Genomic DNA, 24,687 nt, shown 5'->3' with positions numbered 1-24,687 from the left:
GTGCCCGCGGGCGTGCGGGCCGGTATCTCCCGTTCACGGTCGCGAGCGGGGTCGAAGCGGCGAGCAGCTTCGATTCGAAGCCGGCGTTATCGCTCGCGGAACCCGTCGATACCGAGGTCGTGGAGGTCGGCGGAGACGTCGGCGACGCCGCCCTGTAAGTCCTCGTGGTACGCGACCAGTCGCTCTTCGATCGCGTCGTGCTCGCGCGCGAGCACCTGCGCGGCAGAGAGTCCGGCGTTGAACGATTTCCCGGCGTCGACGGCGACGATCGGGGCGCCGGTGGGCATCCCGATGACGGAGTCGACGGACTTCTCTTGGACGGGCACTCCGATCACGGGGATCGGGTACGCGATGGAGGCGGTCATGTTCGGGAGGTCGGCTGACTTCCCGCCCGCGCCGGCGACGATCACGTCGAGGCCGCGGTCGGTCGCCGTCTCCCCGTAGGCGTACATGAGGTCGGGGGTGCGGTGTGCGGACACGACGTAGCTCTCGTAGGTGAACCGGGCGTCCGGCGCGTCGTGGAAGTCGGTCTGTTCAGCGAACCCCAGTTCGTCGAGCGCGTCGTACGCGCCCTCCATCGTCGGGAGGTCGGAATCGGAACCCATGATGATCCCGACGTCCGGCGTCGTCTCGGGGCCGGCGTCGGCGTTCGCTTCCGCGTCGAGACGGTCGATGAGGTCCTGCACCGTGGTCATGGAGCGTGGTTCGACGGCGGTCGGTAAGGAAGTGCCGAATGCGGCGCGGTCACTCGAACCGCCCCAGACGGAACAGGTCGATGGCGTGGTCGGTGTCGCCGTCGACGGCGAGGTCCGCGAGCACCTCGCCGACGGCACTCGCGAACTTGAATCCGTGGCCGGAGAACCCGGCCCCGACCGTCACCTGCGGCGCGTCCGAGAGCCGGTCGAGGATGAAGTGGTCGTCGGGAGTGTTCGTGAACAGACAGGTGGCGAGCCGCACCGTCGGGCCGCCGCCGAACCTACTCTCCTGTGAACGTCAGTCCGTCACGAAGCTCTCGCGCCCGCGAGAGCAGGGCGTCGCGGTCGGCCTCGTCGTCCGCTTCCGCGTCGGCGTCCCGGTCCGTCGCCGTCAGGTGCCCCATTTTCCGGAGCGGGCGCACGTCGTCTTTGCCGTACCAGTGGAGGTCGGCATCGGGCGCGGCGAGCACGCCGTCGACGCCGCGAAGGGTCGCGGGTCGCGTCTCGTCTGTATCGCCGAGGACGTTCGCAGTGACGGCGGGCGCGACGAGATCGGTCGGGCCGAGCGGCCAGCCGAGGACGGCGCGGACGTGGTTCTCGAACTGCGAGGTGCGCGCCCCTTCGATCGTCCAGTGACCGGAGTTGTGCGGGCGCGGCGCGATCTCGTTGACCAGCACTTCGCCCTCTCGGGTCTCGAACAGCTCGATCCCGTAAACGCCCCGCCCGTCGAGTAACTCGAGCACGTCGCGGGCGACCGCCTCCGCCTCGGCGATCACCGGGTCGTCGCTCCGAGCCGGCACGACGCTCTCGCGGAGGATCTCCTCGCGGTGAACCGTCTCGGTGACGGGATACGTTCGCGTCTCGCCGTCCGCCCCCTTCAGCCCCATCACGGCGATCTCCCGTTCGAAGTCGAGGAATTCCTCGGCCATCGCGTCGCCGCTGACCTCCGCCAGCGCGTCGGCGGCCTCGTCGGGCGATTCGACCGGGACGTTCCCCCGTCCGTCGTACCCCCCCTCGCGAGCCTTCAGCATCACGCCGCCGAACTCCTCGACGACGCGTTCGAGTCCCTCCGCCGTGGCGACCGCGACGAACTCGGGGACGGGGATACCGGCGTCCGCCAGGGCCTCTTTCTGGACCAGTTTGTCCTGTATGGTCCGGAGTGTGTCGGGATCGGGCTGGACGGGCACGTCGTGCTTCTCGCTCGCTTCGGCCAGCACGTCCGGGTCAGCCAGTTCGATCTCGAACGTGAGCGCGTCGACGCGGCTCGCGAGTTCGTAGACCGCGTCCGCGTCGTCGAAGTCAGCGACGATTTGGTCGCTGACGACGGGGCTCGCCGGACAGTCAGGCGTCGGGTCCAACACGACGACGTCGACGCCGAGGCGGGCGACCGCCTCGCCCATCATCCGACCCAGCTGTCCGCCGCCGACGATACCGAGCGTCGGTCCCGGCAGAGTGATCGACATACACCCTCGCGTACCGAACGTTACTGCATAAATATTCTCACATCGGGCGGAGTAATACGCACAGATGTGCATATACGAGGCGGGGCGCCCGGACTCACCACCGGCCGTGCCCGCGGCTCCGGAACGGGTATCTGTCCGGGCGCGTCTCGGTGATGTATGGACACCGCAAAGCGTCTCTACGACCGCGGCGACGAGTGGGTTCGGGGACTCTCTCGCGGGCGCTACGCGGCCCTGTTGGGCGCGTCAGCGGCCGGTGGGGTCCTCGTCGTCGGCGTGCTGTTGAGCGGAGAGGTTCTCCTCGCCCGAGCCCTGACGATGGCGCTCGTCATGTTCGGGCTTGAGTACGCGTTCGGGGCGTTTCAGCCGTCGGAAGACGCGTGAGGGGCCGCTACAGATCGACGGCGGCGAGGTCGCTTTCGGCGTCCGCGACGAACTCGTTGTACGCGTCGACGAATCCGCGGAACGGTTCGGCGTACTCGCGGACGTCGAGCGCTGACGGGGCCTCGTACTGTGAGATCAGATAGAGGCCGCCGGAGCCGCCGACCCGGAGGTACGACACCGTTCCCTCGTCCCACTTCAGTTCCCACCGATCGCCGTCGACGCGGGCGGTGAAGGTCCCGTAGTCGTCGCCCTCGTACCGGTAGATCTCGCCGGCCATCACCGAGCAGGCGCCCCGGATCGCGTCGAGGACGCGGTCGCGCTCGGCGACGAGGCCGGCGGTCGAGGCGGGCTCGGGGAACTCCGCCGACACGTCGTCGAGGACGCCGGACAGCGACGCGACGTGGTCGTTCCACGCGGAGACCGCGTTCGGGTAGTCAGCGAGCGCGGTCGCGAGGGCTCCGGGGTCCGGCGGCTGCTTCGTCGAGACCACGTACACGTCGGAGCCGGAGGTCGGCGAGAACAGGAGGAACTCGAGTTCGCCGGCCTCGTGTTTGAACGTCCACTCCCCGCCGGACGTCGAAAGCGCCTGTCGGCCGTAGTCGCCGCCCTGAAGCCGCGCGAGTTGGTACGCGATCCGTCCCGCGTGATCGCGGACGGCGGCGACGAGTTCGTCCCGCCGGTCGGCGACCGCGTCCGCGTCGCGCACGTCGAGATCGAGGCCGAGTTCGGCGTGGCTTGTCACGGTCGACCTGTGCGCCACAGCCGCTTAACCGGGTCGGATCGGCGTCGGGCCCGGGGGTCGACGGCAGGCGCGGGAGTCGGCGGCGACGGTTGGCCGCACGGTCCTCCGCCGCGCGAGGGTCGAGCGCGCCCTCCGCGACTCACGCTATCGACTCCCGGATCTCGCGGAGCCGCGCGGGCTCGTCGATCCCCGACCGCACCACTACCGCGAACACCTCGTCGCCGTCCGGAACAGGTGCGTCACCGCTCAGGATCGCGCCCGAACCGGTCTCATCGGACAGCCAGCGTCGACCGTCGGCGATCGCCTCGCGGTTGAGCCACGGGGGCGGTCCGCCCACCACGAGCAGCGTCCGGTCGGCCCGCCCGTCGGGAACCTCGACTGTGCCCTTCCCGCGGACCGCCTTCCGGATCGTCGTCTCGATCGCCGACACCGCCGCGCTCGCGTCCACCGTCGCGGGCTCCCCGGAACCGAACAGACCCAGTCCGAACCGGGACCCCGTCTCGGGGGGGTCGACCGCCTGCGTCGCGTACCCGATCGACGCGACCTCTCCGTCGCCCCCGACCGCCCGCGCCACGTCGCTCGCGTCGAGCACCTGCTGCGGCGTCGACTCGGCGTCGTCGGACTCGCCCGCGCCGAACAGCGCCGCGGCGCGCTCGACGACGACGCCGTTCAGTCGATCCCGCGCGCCGGCGAGTTCTTCCCCGGGGCGAAGCCACGCGTCGTTGTCGAACGGGAACACCGCCGCACAGCGATCTGAGAGCGCATCGAGCGTCCGTGCCGCGTTCTTCTCGGCCAGCGGTCGCTCGGGCGGTCGTTCCTCGGGTGCCGCCGCTCCCGCCCTCGCCGGGTCGATCGCGGTCGGCTCCGACTCCGCCGGCGTCGGGAGGAGTCCGAGCGCGTACACGGGCGTGTCGTAGAGCCGCGACAGCTCTTCCGCGAGCGCGGGGGCTACCCCGGCACCCGCCCCGCCGCCGAGCCCGACGACGAGCAGGAACGCCTCCGCCATCGACGGGCGTTGGTCGTCCATCGCTCGCCCGAGTTCGCTGGCGTGTGCGTCTCCCAGTCGGCGAGCCGCGTGGAGGTCGCCGTCGAGCCCGTCGCCGCCCGCGGCGTCGCCGAAGCAGTACTGCCGCGACTCGCCCAGCGACCGGAGCGCGTCGAGCGCGGCCGCATCGGTGTCGAACGCGTTGACGCCGTGGAGGAACCTGTCTTCGTCGTGGTCGGCCACGAGTCGGTCGACGATCCGGCCTCCGGCACCGCCGAGGCCAATGACGTGTACACGCATATGTCACACCGCTCGTCGAGTGGCGGTATATCTCTTTTCACGGGACGCGAGCGCGTTCGGGTTGTCGGTGTCGACGCGGCGCTCGGGGCTCAGAACTCGTTGAGGCGACGCTGTCCGGCCGACACGACTCGCCTCTGTTCGTCCCCGTCGTCTCGCTCCCCGCCGAGCAGGCGTATCAGGGCCGTGTCGGCGAACGTGAGCGCCAGCACGAGGATGATCGGCGCGAGGAACAGCCCGTGGAAGCCGAACACGACGGGGCCGAAGATGTACGCGAGCATGAGCAGTCCGACGTGAGTCGTCTTCCCGCTGAAGTACGGGCGGAGGACGATGTCGGGGATCGTGTCGACCACGACCGCGGCGACGACGAGGAACCCGGCGACGTACACGAGCAGCGAGAGTTCCTCGGAGAGGACCGGTTCGATCGCGGTTATCGCCGCCAGCGGCACGTAGACAATCTTCATTCCGATCACCGGGATCAGGCTCGCAATTCCGGTGAGCGCCCCGGCGAGCGCCGGATACGGTATCTCGGCAGGAGCCGGAGCGATCACGTTGTACCCGGTGTAAGTCACGACCGCAATGATCGAGATGGCGATGACGTTGAGCAGGTTCCCGTACAACACCGCCTCGAGTTCCTCGTCGGCGGCTTCGAGGTACTCGCGGACGACCGCATCGTCGTCGAACGTGAGCAGCCACTCGTGGAACTTCGAGCCGTCGAGAAGCAGGTAGTACGTGACGACGACGGTGATGAGGAGGTTGAGTGCGAGCCCCGAGAGCGTGCTCGCGAGCAGCGGCGCCTGCTCGGAGACGAACTCGATGAGCGGATCGAACTGCCCCGAGCGGTACGCGGCGACGATCCCGTCGAACGTCGGGTCGGAGAGCGCGGCGAGGTCGGCGACCCACGAGTTCTCCGGGCCAACGGTCTCGGCGACCGGGTACCGATCGATGAACCGGCGGGCCTCGATCAACACCAACAGCACCGTGTACCCCAACAGCCCGATCAGCGGCACGCCGATGAGCGACAGCGACAGGACCGCCCGAGCGCGGGCGGGGAGCCGGAAGCGAGCGAGCTTCCGGAACAGCCGACGGGTGGAGTAGTACAGGAACACCGCGACGGTGAGCGGCGCGACGAACCGGTAGCCGATGAAGCCGACGAGGAGGGCGATGACGAGACCGAAGAGTGCGATGACGAACCGCTTTTCGTCCATGGCCGCTCATCTCCGCGACTCGACATAAACTATGGGGGCTCGCGACCCACCGAGTGCGACGAACCCGCCCGGCGGTCAGTCTCCCGACGCGTCGCCGCCCGCGCCGGTCTCTCTCTCATCGCCGGTGTCGTCCGCGTTCTCGCCGCCGTCCGCGTTCTCGCCGCCGTCCGCGCTCTCGCCGCCGTCCGCGCTCTCGTTCGTCACTCGTTCGTCTGCGTCGGCTCCACCGTCTCCCACCGCGCCGCGCGTTCCGTCTGCACCGTCCGCGGTGGTTGCGGCCGTCGATGACTGTGCCGTCGATGACTGCGCCGCCGGCCGATCGGCCAGCGCTCGTTCGTAGCGCGTCACCTGCTCGCGGTGCAACGAGAGGATCATGTCCGCGAGCACGCCGAACACGAGCAGTTGGATCCCCAGGATGGCCGCGCCGACCGCGCCGATGGCGACGATCTGGTGGGCCTCACCGTGCACGAACCATCGGTAGAGGACGTACGCGGTCAGTACCCCACCGGTTCCCGTCGAGACGGCACCGAGGCTCCCGAAGTAGAAAAGCGGGTTGTTCGTCTTCGCCTTCCGGTACAGTTCGATGATGATCACGCCGCCGTCGCGGATCGGATGGAGATTCGTCGCGGAGCCGCCCGGCCGCTCGCGGTAGGTGATCGGGACGACGGTCACTCGAACTCGGTTTTTGACGCACTCGACCGCCATCTCGGTCTCGATACCGAACCCGTCGGCGGTGAGGTGGAGCCGCAGGAACGACTCGCGGGTGAACGCGCGGTACCCCGAGAGGATATCGCGGTACCGCTCGCCGTGGATGGCGCGGAACGCGGCGTTGATCAGCCGGTTCCCGATCCGGTTCAGCCGCGTCATCGCCCCCGGACGCATGTCCGCGAACCGGTTCCCGATGACGTGGTCTGCGTCGCCGGTGAAGAGGGGGTCGAGCATCGCCTCGACGTCGTCGGCGTCGTACGTCGCGTCCGCATCGGCCATCACGACGTAGGGGGCGTCGATGTGGTCGCGGACCGCCTCGCGAACGGCTTGTCCCTTGCCGCGTCCCGACTGTTCGACCACGCGCGCACCGGCCTCTGAGGCGGCCGATCGCGTCCCGTCCGTCGATCCGCCGTCGATCACGAGGACCTCATCGAGCCCGACCGCGCGGAACTCCTCGACGACGCGCGCGACCGTCTCGACCTCGTCCATCGTGGGCAACAGGACGCAGACGTCGTCGAAGTCGCTCATTAGCGAGGTGATGTCGGGGGAGTCGCTAAACTCTGTCCCTCCGTCGCGGCGCTCGGACGCGATCACCGAAGCGTCCGGGCGCTGTGCGTCGTGGTTCCGGTCTTCTCGGGGTTCCGGGCGCGGACGGTTCTGCGGCCACCCATACGCTCATGTACCCGACGATAGATCGTCACTATATGTCACGCCCATCAGACGAACTCACCGACGAGCTGCTCAGCGCGGCGCGAACGGCCATCGGCGACGAACTCCGTAGCCTGACGTACTTCACCGAAGACGACGTCGAACAGCTGTATCTCCGCAGTGACCTGAGTCAGACCGCCGATCTCATCGGGTTCGCGGAGAACGAGCGGCAGGGGTTTCACTCGCAGTCCATGTACGCCAACACGCAGCTCGGCGACTACCGGTTCACCGTGCGGGTGTTCGAGAACGGATACCTCACGCGGGTGATCGCCGGCGATCACGGCGTGTGGGTGACGACCGACTCGATGGAGATGGACCGCTTCGAGGAACTCGCGAGCGCGCTAGCGTCGATCCTGCGGTCGTTCGATCCGGCCTGACGCCCCCGAACGCGGTTTTTCTCACCCGAAGTGGCTCCGGAACTCCGGAACCAACTCGTCGGCGTCGACCGGCTTCGTCACGTAGCCGTCGGCACCGGCTTTCACCGCCTCCATCATCTTCTCCTGTTGGTCGACGCTCGTGCACATCACGACCACCGCGTCGGGCCAGCGGTCCGTGATCGCCGCCGTCGCTTCGATCCCGGTCATCTCCGGCATGACGACGTCCATCGACACCGCGTCGGGCTCGTACGCCTCGAACAGTTCCACCGCCTCCGCGCCGTTTTCGGCCTCGCCGACGACCTCGAAGGGCCCCTCCAACGCGTCCCGAACCACGGTCCGCTGGAAGGCCGAATCGTCGACGACGAGCACCCGCTCACTCATGCCCGTGAATCGTCGCGTGAGCGGCATAAAGCGCGCGGATCCGCACACGGGTACCGACCGACACGGCGGGTACCGGCCGACGGCGACACAGATCGCACCGACGGCGACCGATCACGGCGGTACCGCCGACGTCGACCGATCACGGCGACACCGCCGACCCGGTGACGACAGCTCACAATCGGCGAAACTGATCAGACGAGTGAGCCTCGGCGCGCTCGGGATCGATCGGTCACTCTATCTCGGCGCATGGCCGCACAATACCTTGTATATTCGACAAAGCGTATAATGAACATAGGAACAAGGTTAAGGTGTATCCCGCGGTACGAACGAGCATGGAAACGCGGAAGGTCCAACGGCTGGGTCCGTCGACGCTGGCGATGACCCTCCCTGCCGAGTGGGCGAAGGAACACGGCGTCAACAAGGGCGACGAGGTGTCGTTGCGGATGGGGGGAAAGGGAACGCTCACCGTGCTTCCCGAGTCGGTGAGCACGGAGGAGTCCGAGGCCGTCATCAACGCCGACGGGCTCGACGCGCAGTCGTTAGAGCGAGCCATAGTCGCGCAGTACGTGCTCGGGCGGCGCGTCATCCACGTCCGGAGCGAGGGGACGCTCGACAGCGAACACATCAACGCGGTGTACAAAGCCGAGACGCAGCTGATGGGGCTGGGCGTCATCGAGGAGACTCCCGAGGACATCTCCATCCGGTGTTCCGTCGACCCGGAGGACTTCACCCTCGACAACCTGCTCGAACGGCTGGAGAACACGGGGTCGACGATGCGCGGCGAGGCCGTCAAGGCGCTCGCGCACGGTAACCCCGACCTCGCCCAGCGCGCTCTCAACCGCGAGCGGCAGGCGAACAAGATATTCGTGCTCCTCCTGCGGCTGATATTCACCGCGTACCAGAACCCGAACCTCGCGCGCGCGGTCGGATTGGAAGAGGGCTTCCCGCTCATCGGCTACCGCTCCGTCGCGAAGAATCTCGAACTCACGGCCGACAACGCGGAGGACATCGCCGACATCGTGATGGAAGCGGACGGCCACACGCTCGATGTCGACAGCGCGACGATGCGACAGATCCGGGAGTTCACGGATCAGGTGGACGAGCTGACGGCGGTCGCCGTCCGCGCCGTCGTCGAGCGCGACTACGACCTCACCGTCGAGTGCCGCGAGCTGTTCGCCCGGTTGGAGGACCGCGAACAGGAGATACTCGCCGAACTCCCGAGCGACCTCGACAACGACACGCTGCTCATGACTCGCGAGGTGCTCGTTAGCCTCCAGCACACCGCCGAGTACGCGATGCGAAACGCCGAGATCGCAGCGAATCTCGCGCTCAACGAGGCCTCCGACCACGTCGAGATCATCTGACTGTCCGCTCCGGGTTCGCATGAACTAAGTAGTCGCCCGCGAAGCGACAGCGTATGAGCGAAGCATCCATCGAGTCTGACAAGGGGATCGGCGTGGCGCTCGCGCTGGGCGCCGTCGCGCTCGTCGGGAGTGTCGCCATGTTCGGCGCGCCGTCGCAGATCGGTCGCGCGTGGGGATTCGCCGCGGCGTTCGTGTTCGCGCTCTGTGCCGTCCTCGCCGTCCAACTGTACCAGTAACGACCGCCGACGAGAAACGGTTAAACCCGTCACGCCCCTACCTCCGGCGATGAACGAGTACACCGAGGAAGAACAGCGGATCCTCGCGTACCTCACCGACAGCGTCACCCGCGGCGAGCGGTACGTTCGCTCAAAGACGATCGCGGACGCGATCGGACTCACCGCGAAGCAGGTCGGGTCTCGGCTTCCCCGACTCGCCGAGAAGTCGGACGACGTGGATATCGAGAAGTGGGGCCGAGCCCGGTCGACGACGTGGCGCGTGACTCAGGGCTGAGCCGGTCTAGGTCGACACCCCGTGACGAGACGCGCGTGTTTTTAACCCCCGTGGTGCCAAAGGCGGGTATGACAGTCCGAGTCTCTCGGACGTTCGAGTTCGACGCGCCCGCCGAAGACGTGTGGGCGTTCATCTCGGACGCCGAGAAGCGCGCGGGTGCGATAAGCGTGGTCGATACGTTCGACCTACACGACGACGGAAGCGCGACGTGGCACGTCGCCCTCCCTATCCCGGTGATCCGGTCGACGATCGCGGTGGAAACCGAGGAGGTTGCACGCGATCCCCCGCACCGAGTGAAGTTCGTCGGGAAATCGCGCGCCTTCCGCGTCACCGGCGAACACGAGATCACGGAGACCGACGGCGGCTGTCGACTGGCGAACGAGTTCGTCGTCGACGGACGGCTTCCCGGCGTCGAGTCCTTCTTTGAACGCAACTTCGACGCGGAACTCGACAACTTGGAGGACGCGCTCCGCGCGTCGCTTGGATCGACCGCATGAGAGTCGCGTGCGTGCAGCTCGGCGTCAAGGGGGGAGCCGTCTCGACGAACGTCGATCGCGCGCTCGATCGCGTTCGAACGGCCGCCGTGGCGGGTGCGGACGTCGTCGTCCTGCCGGAACTGTTCGACGTCGGGTACTTCGCGTTCGACTCGTACGCACGCGTCGCGGAGAGCCTCGCCGGCGAGCGGCTTTCGAAGTTCGCCGCGGTGGCGGCCGACGAGGGGGTTCACGTGCTCGCGGGGACGGTCGTCGAGGACCTCGCGGCCTCCGCGGCCGACGGAATCGACGTGCCCGCCACCGACGGGATCGCGAACACGGCCGTCCTGTTCGACCGCGCCGGCGACCGCCGGCTCGTCTACCGGAAGCGTCACCTGTTCGGATACGGCTCCGAGGAGACGGACCGCATGGTCCCCGGCGAGTCGACGCCAGTCGTCGAGATCGACGGCGTCCGCGTCGGGGTGACCACCTGTTACGACCTGCGGTTTCCGGAACAGTTCCGAGAACTGACCGACGCGGGCGTCGACTGCGTTCTCGTCCCGAGCGCGTGGCCGTACCCCCGCATAGAGCACTGGCGAACTCTCGGTCGAGCGCGCGCGATCGAGAATCTCGCGTACGTGGCGGCGGTGAACGGGAGCGGCGAGTTCGGCGAGGACGCACTCTGCGGACGGACGACCGTGTACGACCCGTGGGGAACGACGCTGGCGTCAGCAGGAGACGAACCAACGACACTGACTGCCGACGTCGATCCGGACCGCGTCGCGGCCGTTCGTGAGGAGTTTCCGGCGCTCCGCGACCGGCGCTAACGGCGGCGTCCCTCCGACTGCGATCACCGACGACGCCCGCTCGACTGTCGGACGAACCGGCGCTCGTCGACCGCCTCATTTATACCGGAGAACACCTAACTGGTACTTGCCGGAGTCCGACGCTTTTCTCGTTGGAGTTCGGCGACAAACCACGCGCCCGTCTCGACCGCTCGGGCGGCGACACCGCAGACAGCCCGGGGGTCCGCTGTCCGGCCGCCGCCCGCCCGCCCGCCTCTCACCGCTCCACTCGCCTTTCGCCCACTCCCTTCGCCGTTTCTCCGCTATTATTCGCCGGCTTACCGCTTCTGTTTCGTCTCTTCGGCCCAGTTTTCCCCTTCGACGAAGAGGTACGTCACCCACAGTATCAAAATCAATACTTGGAGCGATACGTTCTTACATCGGAGTTGGGAGGTGTGAAACGCCGCGGACGAAGCCGGCCGGCCCCATCCCACCGCTGGACGGGCCGGTCGGTCACTCGCTTCCACCGTCCGTCGTCCGTCGGCTCACGGCGTCGGGTCAATCCGCTCCCACACCGTACCCGACCCGTTTCACGGCACCCGAGCACAACCCCTGTCATCGACGTTCGCGGTGCCGATCCCCCCACTTTCCGCGATTCCGCTCTGAGCGATGTCCAGCGGTCGCGCGGTCCGTACCCGACGCGGTCGCACGAGCGACCTACCCGGACCGACACCTACCGACGGATCCCGAGTGAAACGCAAGGACGAAACCCCCGCGTCTCGAACCGACGCTCGAATGTTCCCCCGCGAGTACCGCGGCGTCGCCTTCGTCGTCGGGCTGTTTCTCGTCGTGCAGATCGGGGCGCTCGCACTCGTCCCCGAGTTCGTCGAGAGCGGCTATCAGGCGGTCGAGAACCCCGACGACCCGACGAACAGTCTCGTGTATATCCTCGCGATCCTCACCATGACGGGGCTGATGCTCGCCGCGTTCCGGTACGACTTCGATCAGGCGATCCGGCTCCTGATCGTCGGCGTCTCGGCGTGGCTCTCGTGGTACGTCTTCTCCGCCGTCCTCTCGCCCGTCGCAGCCGCCGTGCCCGCCCTCGCGGTCGGGGTCGCGCTGCTCGTCTACCCCGAGTGGTACGTGATCGACACCGCCGGCGTGTTGATGGGTGCGGGCGCGGCGGGGCTGTTCGGCATCTCGTTCGGCCTGTTGCCGGCGCTGGTCCTGCTCTCGCTTCTCGCGGTCTACGACGCCATTTCTGTGTACGGCACGGAGCACATGCTGTCGCTCGCGGAGGGCGTGATGGACCTGAACATCCCCGTCGTGCTCGTGATCCCGCTGTCGCTGTCGTACTCGCTTCTCGACGACGGGGCCGACGAGTCGGGCGAGACCGGTGACGCCGACCAGAACGAAACCGCCGGTGACGACACCGACGAATCCGACGACGCAGACGATGCCGACGGTCAGGACACTGACGGCGACGTAGGAGACCCGACGCCGATCGAGGACCGCGACGCGTTCTTCATCGGGCTCGGTGACGCCGTGATCCCGACGGTGTTGGTCGCGAGCGCGGCGACGTTCTCGCCGGCGGCGAACTTCGCGGCGCCGTTCGGGGGTGTGAACCTCCCGGCGCTGCTCGCGATGGTCGGACAGCTCGCGGGGCTGCTCGTCCTGATGAGTTGGGTGATCAAGGGACGTCCCCACGCCGGACTGCCGCTGTTGAACGGCGGGGCCATCGGCGGATACCTGATCGGGTCCGTCGCCGCTGGCGTGCCGCTGATCGAGGCTCTCGGTCTCGTCGGGCTCGTCTGAGCCACGGTCCGCCACCACGTCGATGTCGCCGTCGACCGACGAGGAGACACGCGGACGCGCTCCGGCCTCGGTTTCGCCTCGACACGAACGTGCCCGAAGGCGAGACAGCAAACTCACGTGGACCGTGCGTCGGTACCCGAAGCAGAACTTCCATGGTGTAGATAGTGTCAGATTCATTCCCGCCGTAAACGGTGGGTCTCTCTCCTCGCAGAAAGATAGACGACCGACAAGTCGACACCGATCGCCTCCACCCGTCGCCGAGCGTCGCCTGCAGGGTCGTGACACGCGTTCGTCAGAATCATATATTAAAGAAAAAATAGAATTAGATAAAATACTCAGAAAAAATACTGTTTACGCACGTATTTACTTTTGATCTAATATTGCACAAAAACACAATAATTGGGGGATTAAAATTTTTAAATAGTATATTACTGGACTATCGGACTATTTCACACAGAATAAACGTCGAAAATATATGGACGGATACACATTTTGTAGTAATATCATAAACATATCACATCAATATTTTTTATATCATTAGAAATATTATATATTGTTGGGATGGATCGTCGAGACCACTGGGACTGACGCGTTGAGGATAATTGACTGTGCAGTGCTTCCGAACAACACCTTCCCGGTCTGCGATCGACGCTTCGGGCTCACGACGATGTACCTGGCGTCCTGCTCGTCGGCGTATCGGACGATCTCTTCAGCGGGTCCACCGACGAGGCCGATCGTCTCGTACGGAACGTCGACGTCGGTGACCGCCTCGGCGGCCATCTCGCTGGCCGCCGCGCGAATCTCGGCCATATCCTTCGGCTCTTCGGCCTGCGCGCTGGTGATACCCAGATCGAGGAACTCCGACCGGGTCAGGGCGTGGGCCACGTGAACGGTGTCGTCGAACGCCGCTGCGAGTTCTGCCGCCTCGTCGACGACGTACGATGCTCTCTCGGACCGATCGACGGCTGCAACGATCGTCATGCTTCCACGTTCCGTGCCGGGTGTAATATAGCTTTGGCGGCTGCGGTACGGTTCCACTGCATACCGAACGCACCGTCGTATACGATTTCATCGATGTTGAAATAACGGGGCGATCTCAATGGAATCATTACAAACGTATGGGTGTAATTTTACGGGCAATTACGCAGATATACGCTATACTTTCCACCAATACTGAAAAGAACACTTCTCGTTCAGGGTGCGTGTGTATCACGCCCCGTCGTGGGTCCCAGCGGCTACATGGCTCGTCGAGGATCGAGAAACGTGTCCACACGCGTCACACACTCGCAAGCGAGATGAACTTCGGATGCTCGCTAACGGGGTGAGCGCGGATGTATCTCCACATCTGCGGCGTACGACGAGAAAACCCGGACGATCACTTCGGCGTGGCGGGCGCTACTCGCGGAGCGCCCGCACCGCCGGCAGGAGGACCGTCCCCACGCTCAACAGGAGGATGACGAGCGCGATGGGACTCGTAAGGAAAATCTCCGGTGAGCCGTTCGACAGCTCTAGAGACCGGCGCAGGTTCTCCTCGGCGATGGGGGCGAGGATCAGCCCGAGGACCATCGGTGCGAGCGGATATCCGCGGAGGCGCATCGCGTAGCCGAGCACGCCGGACCCCAGCATGATCCACGCGTCGAAGAGGTTCCCCCGAAGGGCGATCGCACCGATCACACAGAGCAGCAGGATGATCGGCCAGAGGAACTGCTTGGGAATGTTGATGAGCCGCGCCCAGTAGCTGGCACCGAGCAGTCCGAAGACGAGGATGAACACGTAAATGAGCAGAAATCCGACGAAGATCGTGTACAGTAGCTCCGGCTCGTCTTGATACAGTCCGGGGCCGGGATTGACGTCGTGGACCAACAGGGCACCGATGAGGATCGCGGAGACGGAGTCACCGGGAATCCCGAGCGTCAGCGTCGGGATCAGGGCTCCGCCGGTACTCGCGTTGTTCCCCGACTCGGCGGCGGCGACGCCCCGGACGTTGCCCTCGCCGAACGCGGGCATCGCGTCTTTGATCCACCGCGTCGCCTCGTTGTAGGTGATGAACGCGGCGATGTCGCCACCGGCGCCCGGAATCGCTCCGATCAGCGATCCGAGAACGCCGCCTCCGGCGCTCACGGGAAGGATCGCCTTCAGATCGGACGCCGACGGGAGGGGTCCAGAGACGTCCTGGTCGACCCGCTCTCTGTCGGCTTCGATCCCCTGCGCGTACTTCCGGAACCCCTCGGCGATGCCGAACAGCCCGATCATCACCGCGATGAACTCGACGCCGGTGAGCAGCGCCGGGAGGTCGAACGTGAACCGGTGATATCCGGTAATGGGATCGATTCCGACCGTCGCGATCAGCATCCCGAGCAGCCCCGAGACCATTCCCTTCGTGACCGAATCGCCGCTCACGCTAGCGATGATCGTCAGGCCGAACACGGCGAGCGCAAAGAACTCGGGGGACCGGAAGTTCTGTGCGGCGTCGGCGATGATCGGCGAGAAGAACATCAGCGCCAAAACGCTGATGAAACCGCCGATGAACGAGGCGACCGTGGCAACGCGGATCGCTCGTCCCGCTTCTCCCTGCTGTGACAGCGGATACCCGTCGAAGATCGTCGCTGCCGCCGACGGAGTGCCCGGTGTCCGAATGAGGATCGCCGGGATCGACCCCGCGTAGACCGCGCCGCCGTAGATTCCGAGGAGCAGCATCATTCCGTTGGCGGGATCGAGCGTGAACGTGAACGACAGCAGCACCGCGATCGTCATCGTCGCGGTCATCCCTGGAATCGATCCCATCAGGATCCCGAGGAGGATACCGAGAATCATCAGGCCGATCGCGATAGGATCGGTCGCGTTGAGCGCCCCCTGAACGATGTACTGGACCGTCATCAGAGCCCCACCACCAGTGGCACTTGCGGCAGCAGTCGGGACACCGGAACGATCGCCTCGGGGAGTCGAACGAGGAAGACTCGCCCGAAGATGTAAAACAGCAGCGTCGGTACGCCGAGTGAGAGCGCGAGGAGGAGCGGAGGAGATCGGATCTCAGAGTAGTACAACAGGACGGCGAGGAACAGCATCGATCCGACCCAGAATCCCAGAATCGGCATCGAGACGATGTACGCGACGAGGAGACCGAACACGACCGCAGGTGGCCGCACGTCGACGTCGCTCACTTCGAGCTCCGTTTCGGACCCGTTCAGCATGTCCGCGACCGCAAAGACGATGATCCCGACCGACGTGACGATCGGGAACAGGCTCGGTCCGAACAGACTGTCGTCGGGGAATCTGCTCGTCGCGAAAATGACCGTGAGCGAGACGAGGACGAACCCGACCGACAGCGGGTTCGATACGAGCGTCCCCACGGAGATTCGGTCGATAACGTCTGCGATCCGTTGTCTTACCATGTGTACTTCTCACTCGATACACAGGGAAGATGGTTGTATAAAGCTACTGGAACCTTCTACGCGGACGAGAGGCGGTCGAGACGGTCGAACGGGGGCTCGCAGGTGCGTTCATCACATCGGCTGGCGACGAAACGATCCGTCGTCTCGAACAGCGATCGAAACGCTCCCAGACTACCCCGATCTGAGAAGATCCGGCAGATTTAATCACCGACCCCGAAGTGTATTGAGACGACTATGAGCGCCAGTAACGTAGTCGACGGTATCGACCAGATCCAGTTCGAACACGTCCGCGTGTTCGTGCTCGAGGACGTGCCGGAGCCGGGATCGATCACGCTCGTCGACACCGCCTTCGACGAGAACGGCGCGGAACTCGTCGAGGTGCTTGAGACGCGATACGGGGATGTCGATCGCGTGATACTCACGCACGGCGACCACGGACACCACGGCGGGCTCTCGCACGTCGTGGAGGCGTTCTCGCCCGAGATCGCGATGCCGGCCGACGAGACGAAGCTATACGACCACCTTGAGGAGGCGGGGCTCGACATCGAGCCAGATGTTGCTTACGAGGACGGCGACGTCCTCGACGGAAACATCCGCGTGATTCAGGTTCCCGGCCACACGGAGGCCACGTCGGCGCTGCTGCTCGAAGACCGAGACATCCTGATCTCCGGCGACGTCCTCGACGGCTCGGATCGTGGGGGACTCCCCGCGGGCTACCTGCTTCCGCCGCCGGCGCTGTTCAACGACAGTCACAGAGACGCGGAGCTGAACCTCTACGCGCTGCTCGGACACGAGTTCGACACGCTGTTGGTTTTCCACGGTTCACACGTCTTCGAGAACCCGAAGGAGAAACTCGACGACTACCTCGTCGAGCGCGAGTGGAACGAGTGGGATCCCCGAACGGACTGACTCGGCTTCGATTTCAGCCTCGGGTTCGATTTTATCTCCGGGTTCGATTTCAGTCCCGTCCGGCCTCTTGATCGAGCGATCCGCCTCCCACCGTCAGCGCCGTCCGTCTCATCTGGACCGCCGCGTACGACGGGGGCTGTCGACCACGGGTCCGACGTCGTCGCACGGGCTGGACCTACTCTCGTAGTACCGAGACGTCGAACACCGGCTTGCACGTCTCGCCCGCCAGGAACGTCTCGAACGCCTCCTCCGCGTCGGTGAGGGTGAACCGGTCGTCGAGGAACGTCTCGTGGTCGACGTCGCCGCTTGCGATCAGTCGGAACGCGCGGTCGAAATCGCGGTACAGCGCGCTGTAGGAACACTGCAGGTCGACCTCCGCGCGGACGAGCGGCGTGGTCGGAACCGTCGTCTCGCCCGCCTGTCCGATCAGAACGATCTGCCCGCCCTTCCGGACCGCGTCCGCGGCCATCGGCAGTCCAGAGGGGTGACCGGTCGTATCGAAGACGACGTCGTACCCGATGCCGTCCGTTTCCTCCGCCCAGTACGCCTCCACGTCGGTCTCCTCGATGTCCACCGTGTCGTATCCGAGTTCCGCCGCGAGTGGAAGCCGGTAGCTCGTGTCCCTACTGACCCCGGCGACGGTGACCGTCGCGCCCTGCGCGTCCGCGACCTGTGCAGTGAGGAGTCCGATCGGCCCCGGTCCGGCGACGAGGACGCGGTCACCGGCACCGACGCGAGAATTCTCGATGACCGCGCGCGTGCAGACCGCGGTCGGCTCCGCGAGGGCGGCATGCCGCGGATCAACGCCGTCCGGAACGAGCTGTAACGAGTCGGCCGGGGCCGTGATGTAGCCGGCGTACGCGCCGTCCCGATCGATACCGGTCAGCTCGATGTCCTGACAGAGGTTCTCCGTGCCGGTCTGACACTGGAAGCACTCATCGCACCCGCGGATCGGTCGTTCCACGACGCGCTGGCCGGGGGTGAGCCGCGTGACCGCGTCGCCCACCTCGACGACAGTCCCCGTGTACTCGTGACCGATTATCGTCGGTACCGACATTCGTTCGAACGCTGATTTGAACTGGTATATCCCGGCGTCGCTCCCGCAGAGTCCCGCGTACTCGACCTCGATGAGCGCCTCATCCGCCGCCGGTTCCGGGCGGTCGACGTCGACGAGTTCCATACTTCCAGCGTCGCGGCTCGTTTTCGCAAGTCCTCGCATATCGGTTGCTGGGTGGGTGTGTGTTATAACGTTTCGGTCTCGTGTGCTCCGCGGCGTCGATGCGGCGTGTCTCGCGCCGACGTGTCTCGCGCGCTGCAGATGGAATCAATCCAAATACTTATTATACATGGTCGAAAATGGGAGATTCGCATGCCAAGAGATATCAGCAGCCGAAGCGCATCGAGCAGACGGACCTTCCTGAAAGGAGCCGGCGTCACTGGGCTTGCGGCGACTGCGGGCTGTCTCGATCAGCTCAGTGGAGGGCAGTCGTGGCCGTCTCGTCCCGTGGAGATCGTCTCACCGTGGGCGGCCGGGGGCGGGGCGGACCGGACGAGTCGTGCGGTCGCGGATGCGGCCGAGAACTACACCGAGGTCTCCTGGAACGTCAGCAACCAGACGGGCGGGTCGGGTTCGGTCGGGATGAACGCTGCCGCCAACGCCGACGCCGACGGTCACACGATCGGCTGTACGGCACCGGAGATCGCGCTGTTCGAGCACCTCGACATCGCCGATCTCAGCCCCGACGACATCACGCCGATCATGCAGTACACCGAGTTCCCCGCGACGCTGCTCGTCAACGAGAACTCCGAGTTCGGCTCCGTCGACGACTGGATCTCCTACGGACAGGACAACACGATCCAGATGGCGAACTCCGGGTTCGGATCCTCTTGGCACATGGCCGCCGCGGGGATCGCCAGCGAGGCCGGCGTGCAGGTCGAACACATCTCGTACGAGGGTGCCGCGCCCGCCATGAACGCCGTCGCGAACGGTGAGGTCGACGCCACCGCGGTGGGGGCCGCGGAGGCGGCACCGCAGGTGCAGGACGGCCAACTCGAGGCGCTCGGCGTCGCCTTCAGCGAGCCGGTCGACGCGCTGCCCGACGTACCGACGCTGGCCGACGAGGGACTCGACATCGAGATCGGGTCCTGGTTGGCGCACTTCGCACCCACCGGCATCTCAGACGAGGTCCAGCAGAGTCTCCTCGACACGTATCAGTCGGTGTACGAAGACGAGGGATTCGTCGAGTTCATGGAGGACAACGGGTTCATCAGAACGCGGCGGACCGGCGACGAGCTGAGTACGTTCCTCGACGACCAGTACGAGTTCTACGGGGACCTCGTCGAAGAACTCGGCATCGACGAGGAGTAGTTCACTCGTTCCGTCTGTGACCGGAACGAGACGGGCCCGATTTTCACCGATATCGAATGTAACGACGACGGAAACCGTTCCTCGCAGAGGGAACGCCCCCCGACGAGGAACCAGCGGCGACGGGGGACGACGCGCCACCGATGAATTTATCTGTCGAGTCGACTTCGCCGAGAACGTGCACACCATCGAACACGATATCGAGCGACCAGATCGGCGTATCGTCGACGCGTTCGAGGAGGTTCCGAGCACGATCGTCTCTGACGTGACGGGGAACGTCGGCCTCACGATGGACGCCGGAATGAAGCCCGCCGGCGACGACGTTGAGATGGCGGGGACGGCCGTGACGGTCAAAGCGGCTCCGGGAGACAACCTGATCATCCACAAGGCGATCACGATGGCCGAGCCGGGTGACGTGCTCGTCATCGACTGTGACGGGTACACCGATGTTGGTCACGTGGGAGAGCTTATGTGCGGGACCTGCAAGGCGAACGGACTCGCCGGACTCGTCATCGACGGCGGATATCGAGACAGTCGTGAACTCGCCGAGATGGACTTCCCCGTCTACGGCCGCGGCGTGAATCCGCAGGGACCGCTCAAGCAGGATCCGGGATCGGTGAACGTCACCATCTCGGTCGGCGGCGTGAGCGTCGATCCCGGTGACATTCTGGTCGGTGACGATGACGGTATCGCGGTCATTCCCGGCGACGGAGCCGAGCGGGTGCTCGACCTCGCACGCGAGAAGATGGACGCAGAAGACGCCACGCGCGAAGCCATCCAGTCGGGCGAGTACCTCCTCGACCTCAAGGGGTACGACAAACTGCTCGACGACCTCGAGGTCGTCGGTCCGGAGGACTCGATCCAGTAGCGACGCGACGGAGTCACGCCGAGCCGACTTCGCCGCCCGACGGCCGAACCACCCGGCCGACGAAGCGACGAGTGACGGAGAATCCACTCCGCGTTCGCAGCGGCGCTCAGTACACGCGTGCTGGTAGCCTACCGATCGCTCTCGCTCGCTTCCGCCGCCTGATATCCGTGTTTCGGGTTATGCTGGCGGACCGTCCCACTCGCCGCCGTCGTCGCGCGGCTCGTAGCCCAACACGGCCTGTGCGTGCTCGATATCGAACCAGCGAGCGGCGTTTCCGCTCACGGCGTAGAACGCGTCGTAGGTGACGTCGTCGTCTTCGAGACAGCACTCGAGTAAGTGCGCGAAGTCGCGCTGAGAGGTCCACGAGGCCTTCAGACGACTCACCATCTCCTCGTACTCTTCGCTTCCGCGCTCCCACGACCCGGTTTGGGATTGGTCCCACACCTCGTCGTCGTCGACGCGGTGTTCGTCCCCGCGATCCACGCCGCGCTCCGCGTCTCCGTAGGGGTGGTCGTACTCGGCGGTTCGGACGCTCGAAATACGGAGGGAGTACACCTGTTCCGGCGCGCCCTCTCGACGCGCGTGGACGCGACAGATGTGCTCGCCGAACATCTTCGACGCGCCGTAGTACCCGTCGGGCTTCGGAAGCGTCTCGTGGGTGAGCCGGAGCGGATCGTGCTCGCTCGGGTAGTCTTCCTCGTAGAGTTCGGGGGCGTGATCCTCCTCGTAGAGTCCCATCACGCGCTGTGAAGACGCGTAAATGAGCGTTTCGACGCCCGCGTCTTCCATCGCTTTGAGGACGTTGTACGTCCCGAGGACGTTCGGATCGATGATGTCCTCGAACTCAGCGCCGGCGTCGGACTGCGCGGCGAGATGGATGACCGCGTCCTGCCCGTCGAACGCCGGACGCATCGCCTCGTAGTCGGCGATATCCGCGACGTGCGTCTCGTAGTCTGGGTGGTCGCTTCGGTTGAGATACGTGAACTCGTACCGATCGTCGTCCGCGAGATGATTGAGGATCGCCTCCCCGGCTTCGCCATACGGACCCGTCACAAGGACATGTTGGGCGTCCATCGCTAATTGCCGCTCGTCCGTCAACTTACATAATTCTTTGCATCAGACGCGACGATTTCGGACCTATCGGCCGCCCCACGAGCGCGTCTGAATCTGTCTCTCCGAGTTTCACTATCGTTGGAATATATTTGGTAAATATTCGTTATGATTACAGTGGTACGAGTGTAATACTATGCTCGGATCGGCTGAGCGAGACGCAGTTTGCGTGGTGGATACAAGGCGATCTCCGGCGATATCCAACAATGTGAAAACAGATGACGCGCTCGGCAGACCGATGAACTTTTTTGATCGCTCGAACGCCTGCGAATATGGATCGGAAACGAGCGTGGACAGTCGCGGTGTTCTCGTTCATCTTCGCCGACGCGGTGGCAGTACAGGCGCGCGGTCCGATACTCGCGAGCCTCGGAGCGGAGTTTGGCGCGTCGGCGGCCGCGCTCGGACTCGTCGCGCCGGCGGGGACCGCGGGGTTCCTCGTGGCGGTCGTGGTCACCGGGACGCTCGCCGGCCGACTGCGAATGCGGCCGACGCTGCTCGCCGGGGCGGCCTGCACCGTCGTCGCGCTCGTCGCGATGAGCGCCGCCCCGACCTACGCCGTCTTTCTGCTCGCGCTGTTCGGACAGGGGACGGCGGCGGGCGCGTTCCGCGGACTCGACCGCGTCGTGTTGAGCCACCTCCACGCCGACCGACGCGCGCGGATGTACACGGTCTACACGCTCGTGTGGGCCGTCGGTGCCGTCCTCACACCGCAACTCGTCAGCGTCGTCCTCGCTATCGCCGAGTGGCGGACGCTGTTCCTCGTCGTCGCCGTCGCGTTCCTCCCCGCGACGCTGCTGGCCGCGAAATACGATCTCCCGGCGATAGACGCGGAGCGATCGGTCTCGCGATCCGACCTGATCGCGCTGCTTCGCCGGCCGGCCGTCCTCGGTAGCTGTCTCGGGATGGTCCTCACGGGAGCGCTCGAGGGCGTTCTCTTCACGTGGCTCGTCTACTACGCCGAGACGTTCTACCCGACGGTAACTGCGAACGCGTTGCTCTCCGTCTATCTCCTCGCGTACATTCCAGCGCGCCTCGGCTGTGCGACGGCCATCGAACGCGTTCCGCACCTGTCGCTCTTGCTGGCGGCGCTCGTTCCCGCGATCCCGGCGCTCGCAATCGCGTTCTCGGGTGTGACCGGGCCGGTGCTCTTCGTGACGGTCTTCGTCGCCGGCGCGGCTATCTCGACCGGGTTCCCGGTGCTCTCCGCGTACGCCGTCGAGTCGGCGCCCGAGTACAGCGGGCCGCTCAACGCGGTGACGAACGGTTCGACGTACGTCGGTCTCGCCGCCGCACCGGCGGTCGTCGGCGTGCTTGCGGAGCCATACGGGATCGGCCTCGCAATCCAGGTGACGGTCGTCGCTCTCGCTATCGCGTTCGTGCTCGCCATCGGGGGACTGTGGCGATGGACCGGCACGGCTGGAGTCCCACAGAAAACATAACTACCAGAATTATATATGGTTTGTAAATCATATATTACGCGACTTCATCGTTCTGGTGATCCCGATGGGTGAACAGTAGCCACCGCGTGACTCCGATACAGGAGCCTCACGAATCGCTCAGTACGGCAGTTAGGTTTCAGCTCTCAGTCACCGAGATCGCATATTCGTAGTCGCGTGAATTCCGATCACCAATCGTTTCCCTAATGCTGAAACCGTATTCGTAGGTGCCGATTTCGGCATCAGGAGCGATATGAACCGGCACATCTACCGTCACGCGTGTACAGTCATCCCATATCCAAATTGGCGGACACGAATCAAGTTGAGAATCTATTGCTGGTGAAGTGTCGACATCTCCAAATCTGACTGGTGCATCTGTGGTACCACATGAATACAACCGTGAGTCGAACGAGAATCCTGTGATGCCGTCTACCTGTATCTCGAAAATATCCGAGTCACCCGGTGTGAGTTCCAATTCCTCCACTTGGACATCCGGTGGCCAGCTTTCCTCTCCTGTACAAGACGGATTACTGCCAAGGCATCCGCCCAAAACTACAGATGCCGTTGGCACGGTTCCGGCGAGGAATTGACGCCTGATCACTCATTAAGGACACGTGAGTGAGAATAAGTGTTTTCCGGTGGGACAGATTTCAAACCGAATCGATTCTCAGTGACCGTACTCAGTGAGCACCCCTCAGCGACCGACCGTTTCAGAAAAGACCAGCTAGATCATTTCAAATATAGATTACTTTTACATTATTGTCGCCTTTATTATGGTTTCACACGTCGACATCTGCGCTCTCATTGCCGAAGTTTAAGCTCAATGATGTTCTTTTTGTTCAGCAGTTCGGGACCGATCTCGGTCTCGATCCGATCCGGATCCATGCGGCTGATCGGACCGCTGACGCTTATCGCGCCGATCGCGTCGTCGAGTTCGGAGACCACGGCCGTACCCACCGCGCAGACGCCCTCGAAGTGCTCTTCGCGGTTGATCGAGTAGCCTCGCTCGCGGATCTCGTCGAGTTCGTCGCGGAGGCGGTCCGGGTCGGTGATCGTCGACTCGGTCACAGACACGAGTTCCTGCTCCGCCAGCGTTCGATCGACGTCGTCGGGAGGCATCTCGGCGAGGATGGCCTTCCCCGTCGCCGTCGAGTGGATACGGAAGTGATCGCCGAGCGGGGCCTGATCGTCGACGGAGTTCGGGCTCTGTGATTTATACAGCTGGACGGAGTGGCCGTTCTCTTCGACGGCGACGTTCGCGTGCTCGCCCGTCTTCTCTCGCAAGTCGTCGAGTTCGGGCTTCGCCGCCTGATACAGCGCCGTCTCGTCGCGGAGCCGACCGCCGACGCGTAGAAATCCCAGACTACACCGGTACTCGCCCGACTGCTTGACGACGAATCCGGTCTCAACGAGCGTGGAGAGATGCACGTGAGCCGTACTCACCGGCATATCGAGGCTTTCTGCGGTCTCCGAGAGCGTCGCGCCACCGGTCTCGTCGAGGAAGTCGACGATGTCGAACGCGTGGCGGACACTCTTGATCTGACGCGACCCCGATCCGGTCGATTCCGACCCGCTCGGCTTCGGCATACCCCGATCGTTTCGGGTCGTTGTACTAATACCTGCGCGTCCGTTTCAACGAGAGTGAAAACGATGGCGGCGACGAGCGCTCGTCGGGGGTCGATATCACGTGCGAGACAGTGAACGTTTTTAGCTCT

At 64.9% G+C, this 24,687-nt stretch carries 25 protein-coding genes and 1 pseudogene; 12 read left to right on the top strand and 14 right to left on the bottom strand.

Annotated elements, in window-relative coordinates:
* Positions 1 to 86: 86 nt before the first annotated feature.
* The 3 genes and pseudogenes from purE to ACZ45C_RS12990 form a co-directional block, all read right to left on the bottom strand.
* Positions 87 to 695, bottom strand: coding sequence for a 5-(carboxyamino)imidazole ribonucleotide mutase (gene purE, locus ACZ45C_RS13000; protein ID WP_460561255.1), 609 nt, complete (start codon positions 693 to 695; stop codon positions 87 to 89).
* Between the two features lie 49 nt (positions 696 to 744).
* Positions 745 to 966: pseudogene (locus ACZ45C_RS12995) on the bottom strand (N-methyl-L-tryptophan oxidase); the annotation flags it as partial.
* A 10-nt stretch (positions 967 to 976) separates the two neighbouring features.
* Positions 977 to 2,158 carry a 5-(carboxyamino)imidazole ribonucleotide synthase gene (locus ACZ45C_RS12990; protein WP_460561257.1) on the bottom strand — a complete coding sequence of 394 codons (1,182 nt, stop codon included), beginning with the start codon at positions 2,156 to 2,158 and terminating at the stop codon, positions 977 to 979.
* 156 nt (positions 2,159 to 2,314) lie between these two features.
* Between ACZ45C_RS12990 and ACZ45C_RS12985 the strand changes: the two genes are divergently transcribed.
* Positions 2,315 to 2,539: a hypothetical protein gene (locus ACZ45C_RS12985; protein ID WP_460561259.1), complete on the top strand. Its 225-nt coding sequence runs from the start codon at positions 2,315 to 2,317 to the stop codon at positions 2,537 to 2,539.
* 7 nt (positions 2,540 to 2,546) lie between these two features.
* On the opposite strand, the gene ACZ45C_RS12980 is transcribed toward ACZ45C_RS12985, so the two are convergent.
* The 4 genes from ACZ45C_RS12980 to aglJ all read right to left on the bottom strand — a co-directional run bounded on the left by ACZ45C_RS12980 (position 2,547) and on the right by aglJ (position 7,007).
* A complete protein-coding gene (locus ACZ45C_RS12980) occupies positions 2,547 to 3,281 on the bottom strand; it encodes a hypothetical protein (protein ID WP_460561261.1) in 735 nt (244 codons plus the stop codon).
* A 139-nt stretch (positions 3,282 to 3,420) separates the two neighbouring features.
* Positions 3,421 to 4,566 carry an FtsZ/tubulin family protein gene (locus ACZ45C_RS12975; RefSeq protein WP_460561263.1) on the bottom strand — a complete coding sequence of 382 codons (1,146 nt, stop codon included), beginning with the start codon at positions 4,564 to 4,566 and terminating at the stop codon, positions 3,421 to 3,423.
* An 89-nt stretch (positions 4,567 to 4,655) separates the two neighbouring features.
* Entirely contained in the window at positions 4,656 to 5,771 is a 1,116-nt protein-coding gene (locus tag ACZ45C_RS12970) for an AI-2E family transporter (protein WP_460561265.1), read from the bottom strand.
* A gap of 75 nt (positions 5,772 to 5,846) precedes the next feature.
* Entirely contained in the window at positions 5,847 to 7,007 is a 1,161-nt protein-coding gene (gene aglJ / locus ACZ45C_RS12965; protein ID WP_460561267.1) for an S-layer glycoprotein N-glycosyltransferase AglJ, read from the bottom strand.
* A 176-nt stretch (positions 7,008 to 7,183) separates the two neighbouring features.
* On the opposite strand from aglJ, the gene ACZ45C_RS12960 reads away from it, so the two are divergent.
* Positions 7,184 to 7,564 (top strand): DUF7522 family protein, encoded by a 381-nt coding sequence (locus tag ACZ45C_RS12960; RefSeq protein WP_460561269.1) that lies wholly within the window; start codon positions 7,184 to 7,186, stop codon positions 7,562 to 7,564.
* A gap of 21 nt (positions 7,565 to 7,585) precedes the next feature.
* On the opposite strand, the gene ACZ45C_RS12955 is transcribed toward ACZ45C_RS12960, so the two are convergent.
* On the bottom strand, positions 7,586 to 7,945 hold the full coding sequence (locus tag ACZ45C_RS12955; RefSeq protein ID WP_460561271.1) for a response regulator: 360 nt from the start codon (positions 7,943 to 7,945) through the stop codon (positions 7,586 to 7,588).
* A gap of 332 nt (positions 7,946 to 8,277) precedes the next feature.
* Here ACZ45C_RS12955 and ACZ45C_RS12950 point away from each other — a divergent pair, with 332 nt between their 5' ends.
* The 6 genes from ACZ45C_RS12950 to ACZ45C_RS12925 all read left to right on the top strand — a co-directional run bounded on the left by ACZ45C_RS12950 (position 8,278) and on the right by ACZ45C_RS12925 (position 12,892).
* Positions 8,278 to 9,309 carry a PhoU domain-containing protein gene (locus tag ACZ45C_RS12950; RefSeq protein WP_460561273.1) on the top strand — a complete coding sequence of 344 codons (1,032 nt, stop codon included), beginning with the start codon at positions 8,278 to 8,280 and terminating at the stop codon, positions 9,307 to 9,309.
* A 53-nt stretch (positions 9,310 to 9,362) separates the two neighbouring features.
* Entirely contained in the window at positions 9,363 to 9,545 is a 183-nt protein-coding gene (locus tag ACZ45C_RS12945) for a DUF7525 family protein (protein ID WP_460561275.1), read from the top strand.
* 49 nt (positions 9,546 to 9,594) lie between these two features.
* Positions 9,595 to 9,819 carry a DUF7123 family protein gene (locus ACZ45C_RS12940; protein WP_460561277.1) on the top strand — a complete coding sequence of 75 codons (225 nt, stop codon included), beginning with the start codon at positions 9,595 to 9,597 and terminating at the stop codon, positions 9,817 to 9,819.
* Positions 9,820 to 9,887: 68 nt separating this feature from the next.
* Positions 9,888 to 10,316 (top strand): CoxG family protein, encoded by a 429-nt coding sequence (locus ACZ45C_RS12935; RefSeq protein WP_460561279.1) that lies wholly within the window; start codon positions 9,888 to 9,890, stop codon positions 10,314 to 10,316.
* The gene (locus tag ACZ45C_RS12930) at positions 10,313 to 11,119 is read left to right on the top strand and encodes a nitrilase-related carbon-nitrogen hydrolase (protein WP_460561281.1); all 807 of its coding nucleotides are present in this window, start codon (positions 10,313 to 10,315) and stop codon (positions 11,117 to 11,119) included. Before ACZ45C_RS12935 ends, ACZ45C_RS12930 begins: the two co-directional genes overlap by 4 nt.
* A 753-nt stretch (positions 11,120 to 11,872) precedes the next feature.
* Positions 11,873 to 12,892 (top strand): presenilin family intramembrane aspartyl protease PSH, encoded by a 1,020-nt coding sequence (locus tag ACZ45C_RS12925; RefSeq protein ID WP_460561331.1) that lies wholly within the window; start codon positions 11,873 to 11,875, stop codon positions 12,890 to 12,892.
* Positions 12,893 to 13,438: 546 nt separating this feature from the next.
* Here the strand turns inward: ACZ45C_RS12925 and ACZ45C_RS12920 are convergent.
* The 3 genes from ACZ45C_RS12920 to ACZ45C_RS12910 all read right to left on the bottom strand — a co-directional run bounded on the left by ACZ45C_RS12920 (position 13,439) and on the right by ACZ45C_RS12910 (position 16,284).
* The gene (locus tag ACZ45C_RS12920; protein ID WP_460561283.1) at positions 13,439 to 13,873 is read right to left on the bottom strand and encodes a universal stress protein; all 435 of its coding nucleotides are present in this window, start codon (positions 13,871 to 13,873) and stop codon (positions 13,439 to 13,441) included.
* A 414-nt stretch (positions 13,874 to 14,287) separates the two neighbouring features.
* Positions 14,288 to 15,769: a tripartite tricarboxylate transporter permease gene (locus ACZ45C_RS12915; protein WP_460561285.1), complete on the bottom strand. Its 1,482-nt coding sequence runs from the start codon at positions 15,767 to 15,769 to the stop codon at positions 14,288 to 14,290.
* Positions 15,769 to 16,284 (bottom strand): tripartite tricarboxylate transporter TctB family protein, encoded by a 516-nt coding sequence (locus ACZ45C_RS12910; protein ID WP_460561287.1) that lies wholly within the window; start codon positions 16,282 to 16,284, stop codon positions 15,769 to 15,771. Before ACZ45C_RS12910 ends, ACZ45C_RS12915 begins: the two co-directional genes overlap by 1 nt.
* A 234-nt stretch (positions 16,285 to 16,518) precedes the next feature.
* On the opposite strand from ACZ45C_RS12910, the gene ACZ45C_RS12905 reads away from it, so the two are divergent.
* Entirely contained in the window at positions 16,519 to 17,193 is a 675-nt protein-coding gene (locus ACZ45C_RS12905) for an MBL fold metallo-hydrolase (protein ID WP_460561289.1), read from the top strand.
* A gap of 175 nt (positions 17,194 to 17,368) precedes the next feature.
* Here ACZ45C_RS12905 and ACZ45C_RS12900 read toward each other — a convergent pair whose 3' ends face one another.
* A complete protein-coding gene (locus ACZ45C_RS12900; RefSeq protein WP_460561291.1) occupies positions 17,369 to 18,412 on the bottom strand; it encodes a zinc-dependent alcohol dehydrogenase in 1,044 nt (347 codons plus the stop codon).
* A gap of 150 nt (positions 18,413 to 18,562) precedes the next feature.
* Between ACZ45C_RS12900 and ACZ45C_RS12895 the strand changes: the two genes are divergently transcribed.
* Both ACZ45C_RS12895 and ACZ45C_RS12890 read left to right on the top strand, forming a co-directional pair.
* Positions 18,563 to 19,561: a Bug family tripartite tricarboxylate transporter substrate binding protein gene (locus ACZ45C_RS12895; RefSeq protein ID WP_460561293.1), complete on the top strand. Its 999-nt coding sequence runs from the start codon at positions 18,563 to 18,565 to the stop codon at positions 19,559 to 19,561.
* A 175-nt stretch (positions 19,562 to 19,736) separates the two neighbouring features.
* The gene (locus tag ACZ45C_RS12890) at positions 19,737 to 20,426 is read left to right on the top strand and encodes a 4-carboxy-4-hydroxy-2-oxoadipate aldolase/oxaloacetate decarboxylase (RefSeq protein ID WP_460561295.1); all 690 of its coding nucleotides are present in this window, start codon (positions 19,737 to 19,739) and stop codon (positions 20,424 to 20,426) included.
* A gap of 177 nt (positions 20,427 to 20,603) precedes the next feature.
* Here the strand turns inward: ACZ45C_RS12890 and ACZ45C_RS12885 are convergent, their stop codons facing one another.
* Complete coding sequence (locus ACZ45C_RS12885) at positions 20,604 to 21,500, bottom strand: NAD-dependent epimerase/dehydratase family protein (RefSeq protein ID WP_460561297.1); 897 nt, start codon at positions 21,498 to 21,500, stop codon at positions 20,604 to 20,606.
* A 308-nt stretch (positions 21,501 to 21,808) separates the two neighbouring features.
* On the opposite strand from ACZ45C_RS12885, the gene ACZ45C_RS12880 reads away from it, so the two are divergent.
* The gene (locus ACZ45C_RS12880; protein ID WP_460561299.1) at positions 21,809 to 22,975 is read left to right on the top strand and encodes an MFS transporter; all 1,167 of its coding nucleotides are present in this window, start codon (positions 21,809 to 21,811) and stop codon (positions 22,973 to 22,975) included.
* 798 nt (positions 22,976 to 23,773) lie between these two features.
* On the opposite strand, the gene ACZ45C_RS12875 is transcribed toward ACZ45C_RS12880, so the two are convergent.
* Positions 23,774 to 24,559, bottom strand: coding sequence for an IclR family transcriptional regulator (locus tag ACZ45C_RS12875; protein ID WP_460561301.1), 786 nt, complete (start codon positions 24,557 to 24,559; stop codon positions 23,774 to 23,776).
* Between the last annotated feature and the right edge of the window lie 128 nt (positions 24,560 to 24,687).

Source organism: Halorubrum pallidum, from assembly GCF_055380345.1.
The sequence above is the reverse complement of the archived record's forward strand: the minus strand, read 5'-3'. Positions and strand labels throughout refer to the sequence as shown.

Bases quoted from the DNA above. Each gene is read 5' to 3' on its own strand.
- ACZ45C_RS12955 (WP_460561271.1), bottom strand. From the start codon at position 7,945: ATGAGTGAGCGGGTGCTCGTCGTCGACGATTCGGCCTTCCAGCGGACC.
- ACZ45C_RS12920 (WP_460561283.1), bottom strand. From the start codon at position 13,873: ATGACGATCGTTGCAGCCGTCGATCGGTCCGAGAGAGCATCGTACGTC.
- ACZ45C_RS12900 (WP_460561291.1), bottom strand. From the start codon at position 18,412: ATGCGAGGACTTGCGAAAACGAGCCGCGACGCTGGAAGTATGGAACTC.
- aglJ (WP_460561267.1), bottom strand. From the start codon at position 7,007: ATGAGCGACTTCGACGACGTCTGCGTCCTGTTGCCCACGATGGACGAG.
- purE (WP_460561255.1), bottom strand. From the start codon at position 695: ATGACCACGGTGCAGGACCTCATCGACCGTCTCGACGCGGAAGCGAAC.
- ACZ45C_RS12950 (WP_460561273.1), top strand. From the start codon at position 8,278: ATGGAAACGCGGAAGGTCCAACGGCTGGGTCCGTCGACGCTGGCGATG.
- ACZ45C_RS12895 (WP_460561293.1), top strand. From the start codon at position 18,563: ATGCCAAGAGATATCAGCAGCCGAAGCGCATCGAGCAGACGGACCTTC.
- ACZ45C_RS12885 (WP_460561297.1), bottom strand. From the start codon at position 21,500: ATGGACGCCCAACATGTCCTTGTGACGGGTCCGTATGGCGAAGCCGGG.
- ACZ45C_RS12930 (WP_460561281.1), top strand. From the start codon at position 10,313: ATGAGAGTCGCGTGCGTGCAGCTCGGCGTCAAGGGGGGAGCCGTCTCG.
- ACZ45C_RS12880 (WP_460561299.1), top strand. From the start codon at position 21,809: ATGGATCGGAAACGAGCGTGGACAGTCGCGGTGTTCTCGTTCATCTTC.
- ACZ45C_RS12905 (WP_460561289.1), top strand. From the start codon at position 16,519: ATGAGCGCCAGTAACGTAGTCGACGGTATCGACCAGATCCAGTTCGAA.
- ACZ45C_RS12910 (WP_460561287.1), bottom strand. From the start codon at position 16,284: ATGGTAAGACAACGGATCGCAGACGTTATCGACCGAATCTCCGTGGGG.
- ACZ45C_RS12960 (WP_460561269.1), top strand. From the start codon at position 7,184: ATGTCACGCCCATCAGACGAACTCACCGACGAGCTGCTCAGCGCGGCG.
- ACZ45C_RS12990 (WP_460561257.1), bottom strand. From the start codon at position 2,158: ATGTCGATCACTCTGCCGGGACCGACGCTCGGTATCGTCGGCGGCGGA.
- ACZ45C_RS12875 (WP_460561301.1), bottom strand. From the start codon at position 24,559: ATGCCGAAGCCGAGCGGGTCGGAATCGACCGGATCGGGGTCGCGTCAG.
- ACZ45C_RS12940 (WP_460561277.1), top strand. From the start codon at position 9,595: ATGAACGAGTACACCGAGGAAGAACAGCGGATCCTCGCGTACCTCACC.
- ACZ45C_RS12975 (WP_460561263.1), bottom strand. From the start codon at position 4,566: ATGCGTGTACACGTCATTGGCCTCGGCGGTGCCGGAGGCCGGATCGTC.
- ACZ45C_RS12925 (WP_460561331.1), top strand. From the start codon at position 11,873: ATGTTCCCCCGCGAGTACCGCGGCGTCGCCTTCGTCGTCGGGCTGTTT.
- ACZ45C_RS12970 (WP_460561265.1), bottom strand. From the start codon at position 5,771: ATGGACGAAAAGCGGTTCGTCATCGCACTCTTCGGTCTCGTCATCGCC.
- ACZ45C_RS12915 (WP_460561285.1), bottom strand. From the start codon at position 15,769: ATGACGGTCCAGTACATCGTTCAGGGGGCGCTCAACGCGACCGATCCT.
- ACZ45C_RS12985 (WP_460561259.1), top strand. From the start codon at position 2,315: ATGGACACCGCAAAGCGTCTCTACGACCGCGGCGACGAGTGGGTTCGG.
- ACZ45C_RS12945 (WP_460561275.1), top strand. From the start codon at position 9,363: ATGAGCGAAGCATCCATCGAGTCTGACAAGGGGATCGGCGTGGCGCTC.
- ACZ45C_RS12935 (WP_460561279.1), top strand. From the start codon at position 9,888: ATGACAGTCCGAGTCTCTCGGACGTTCGAGTTCGACGCGCCCGCCGAA.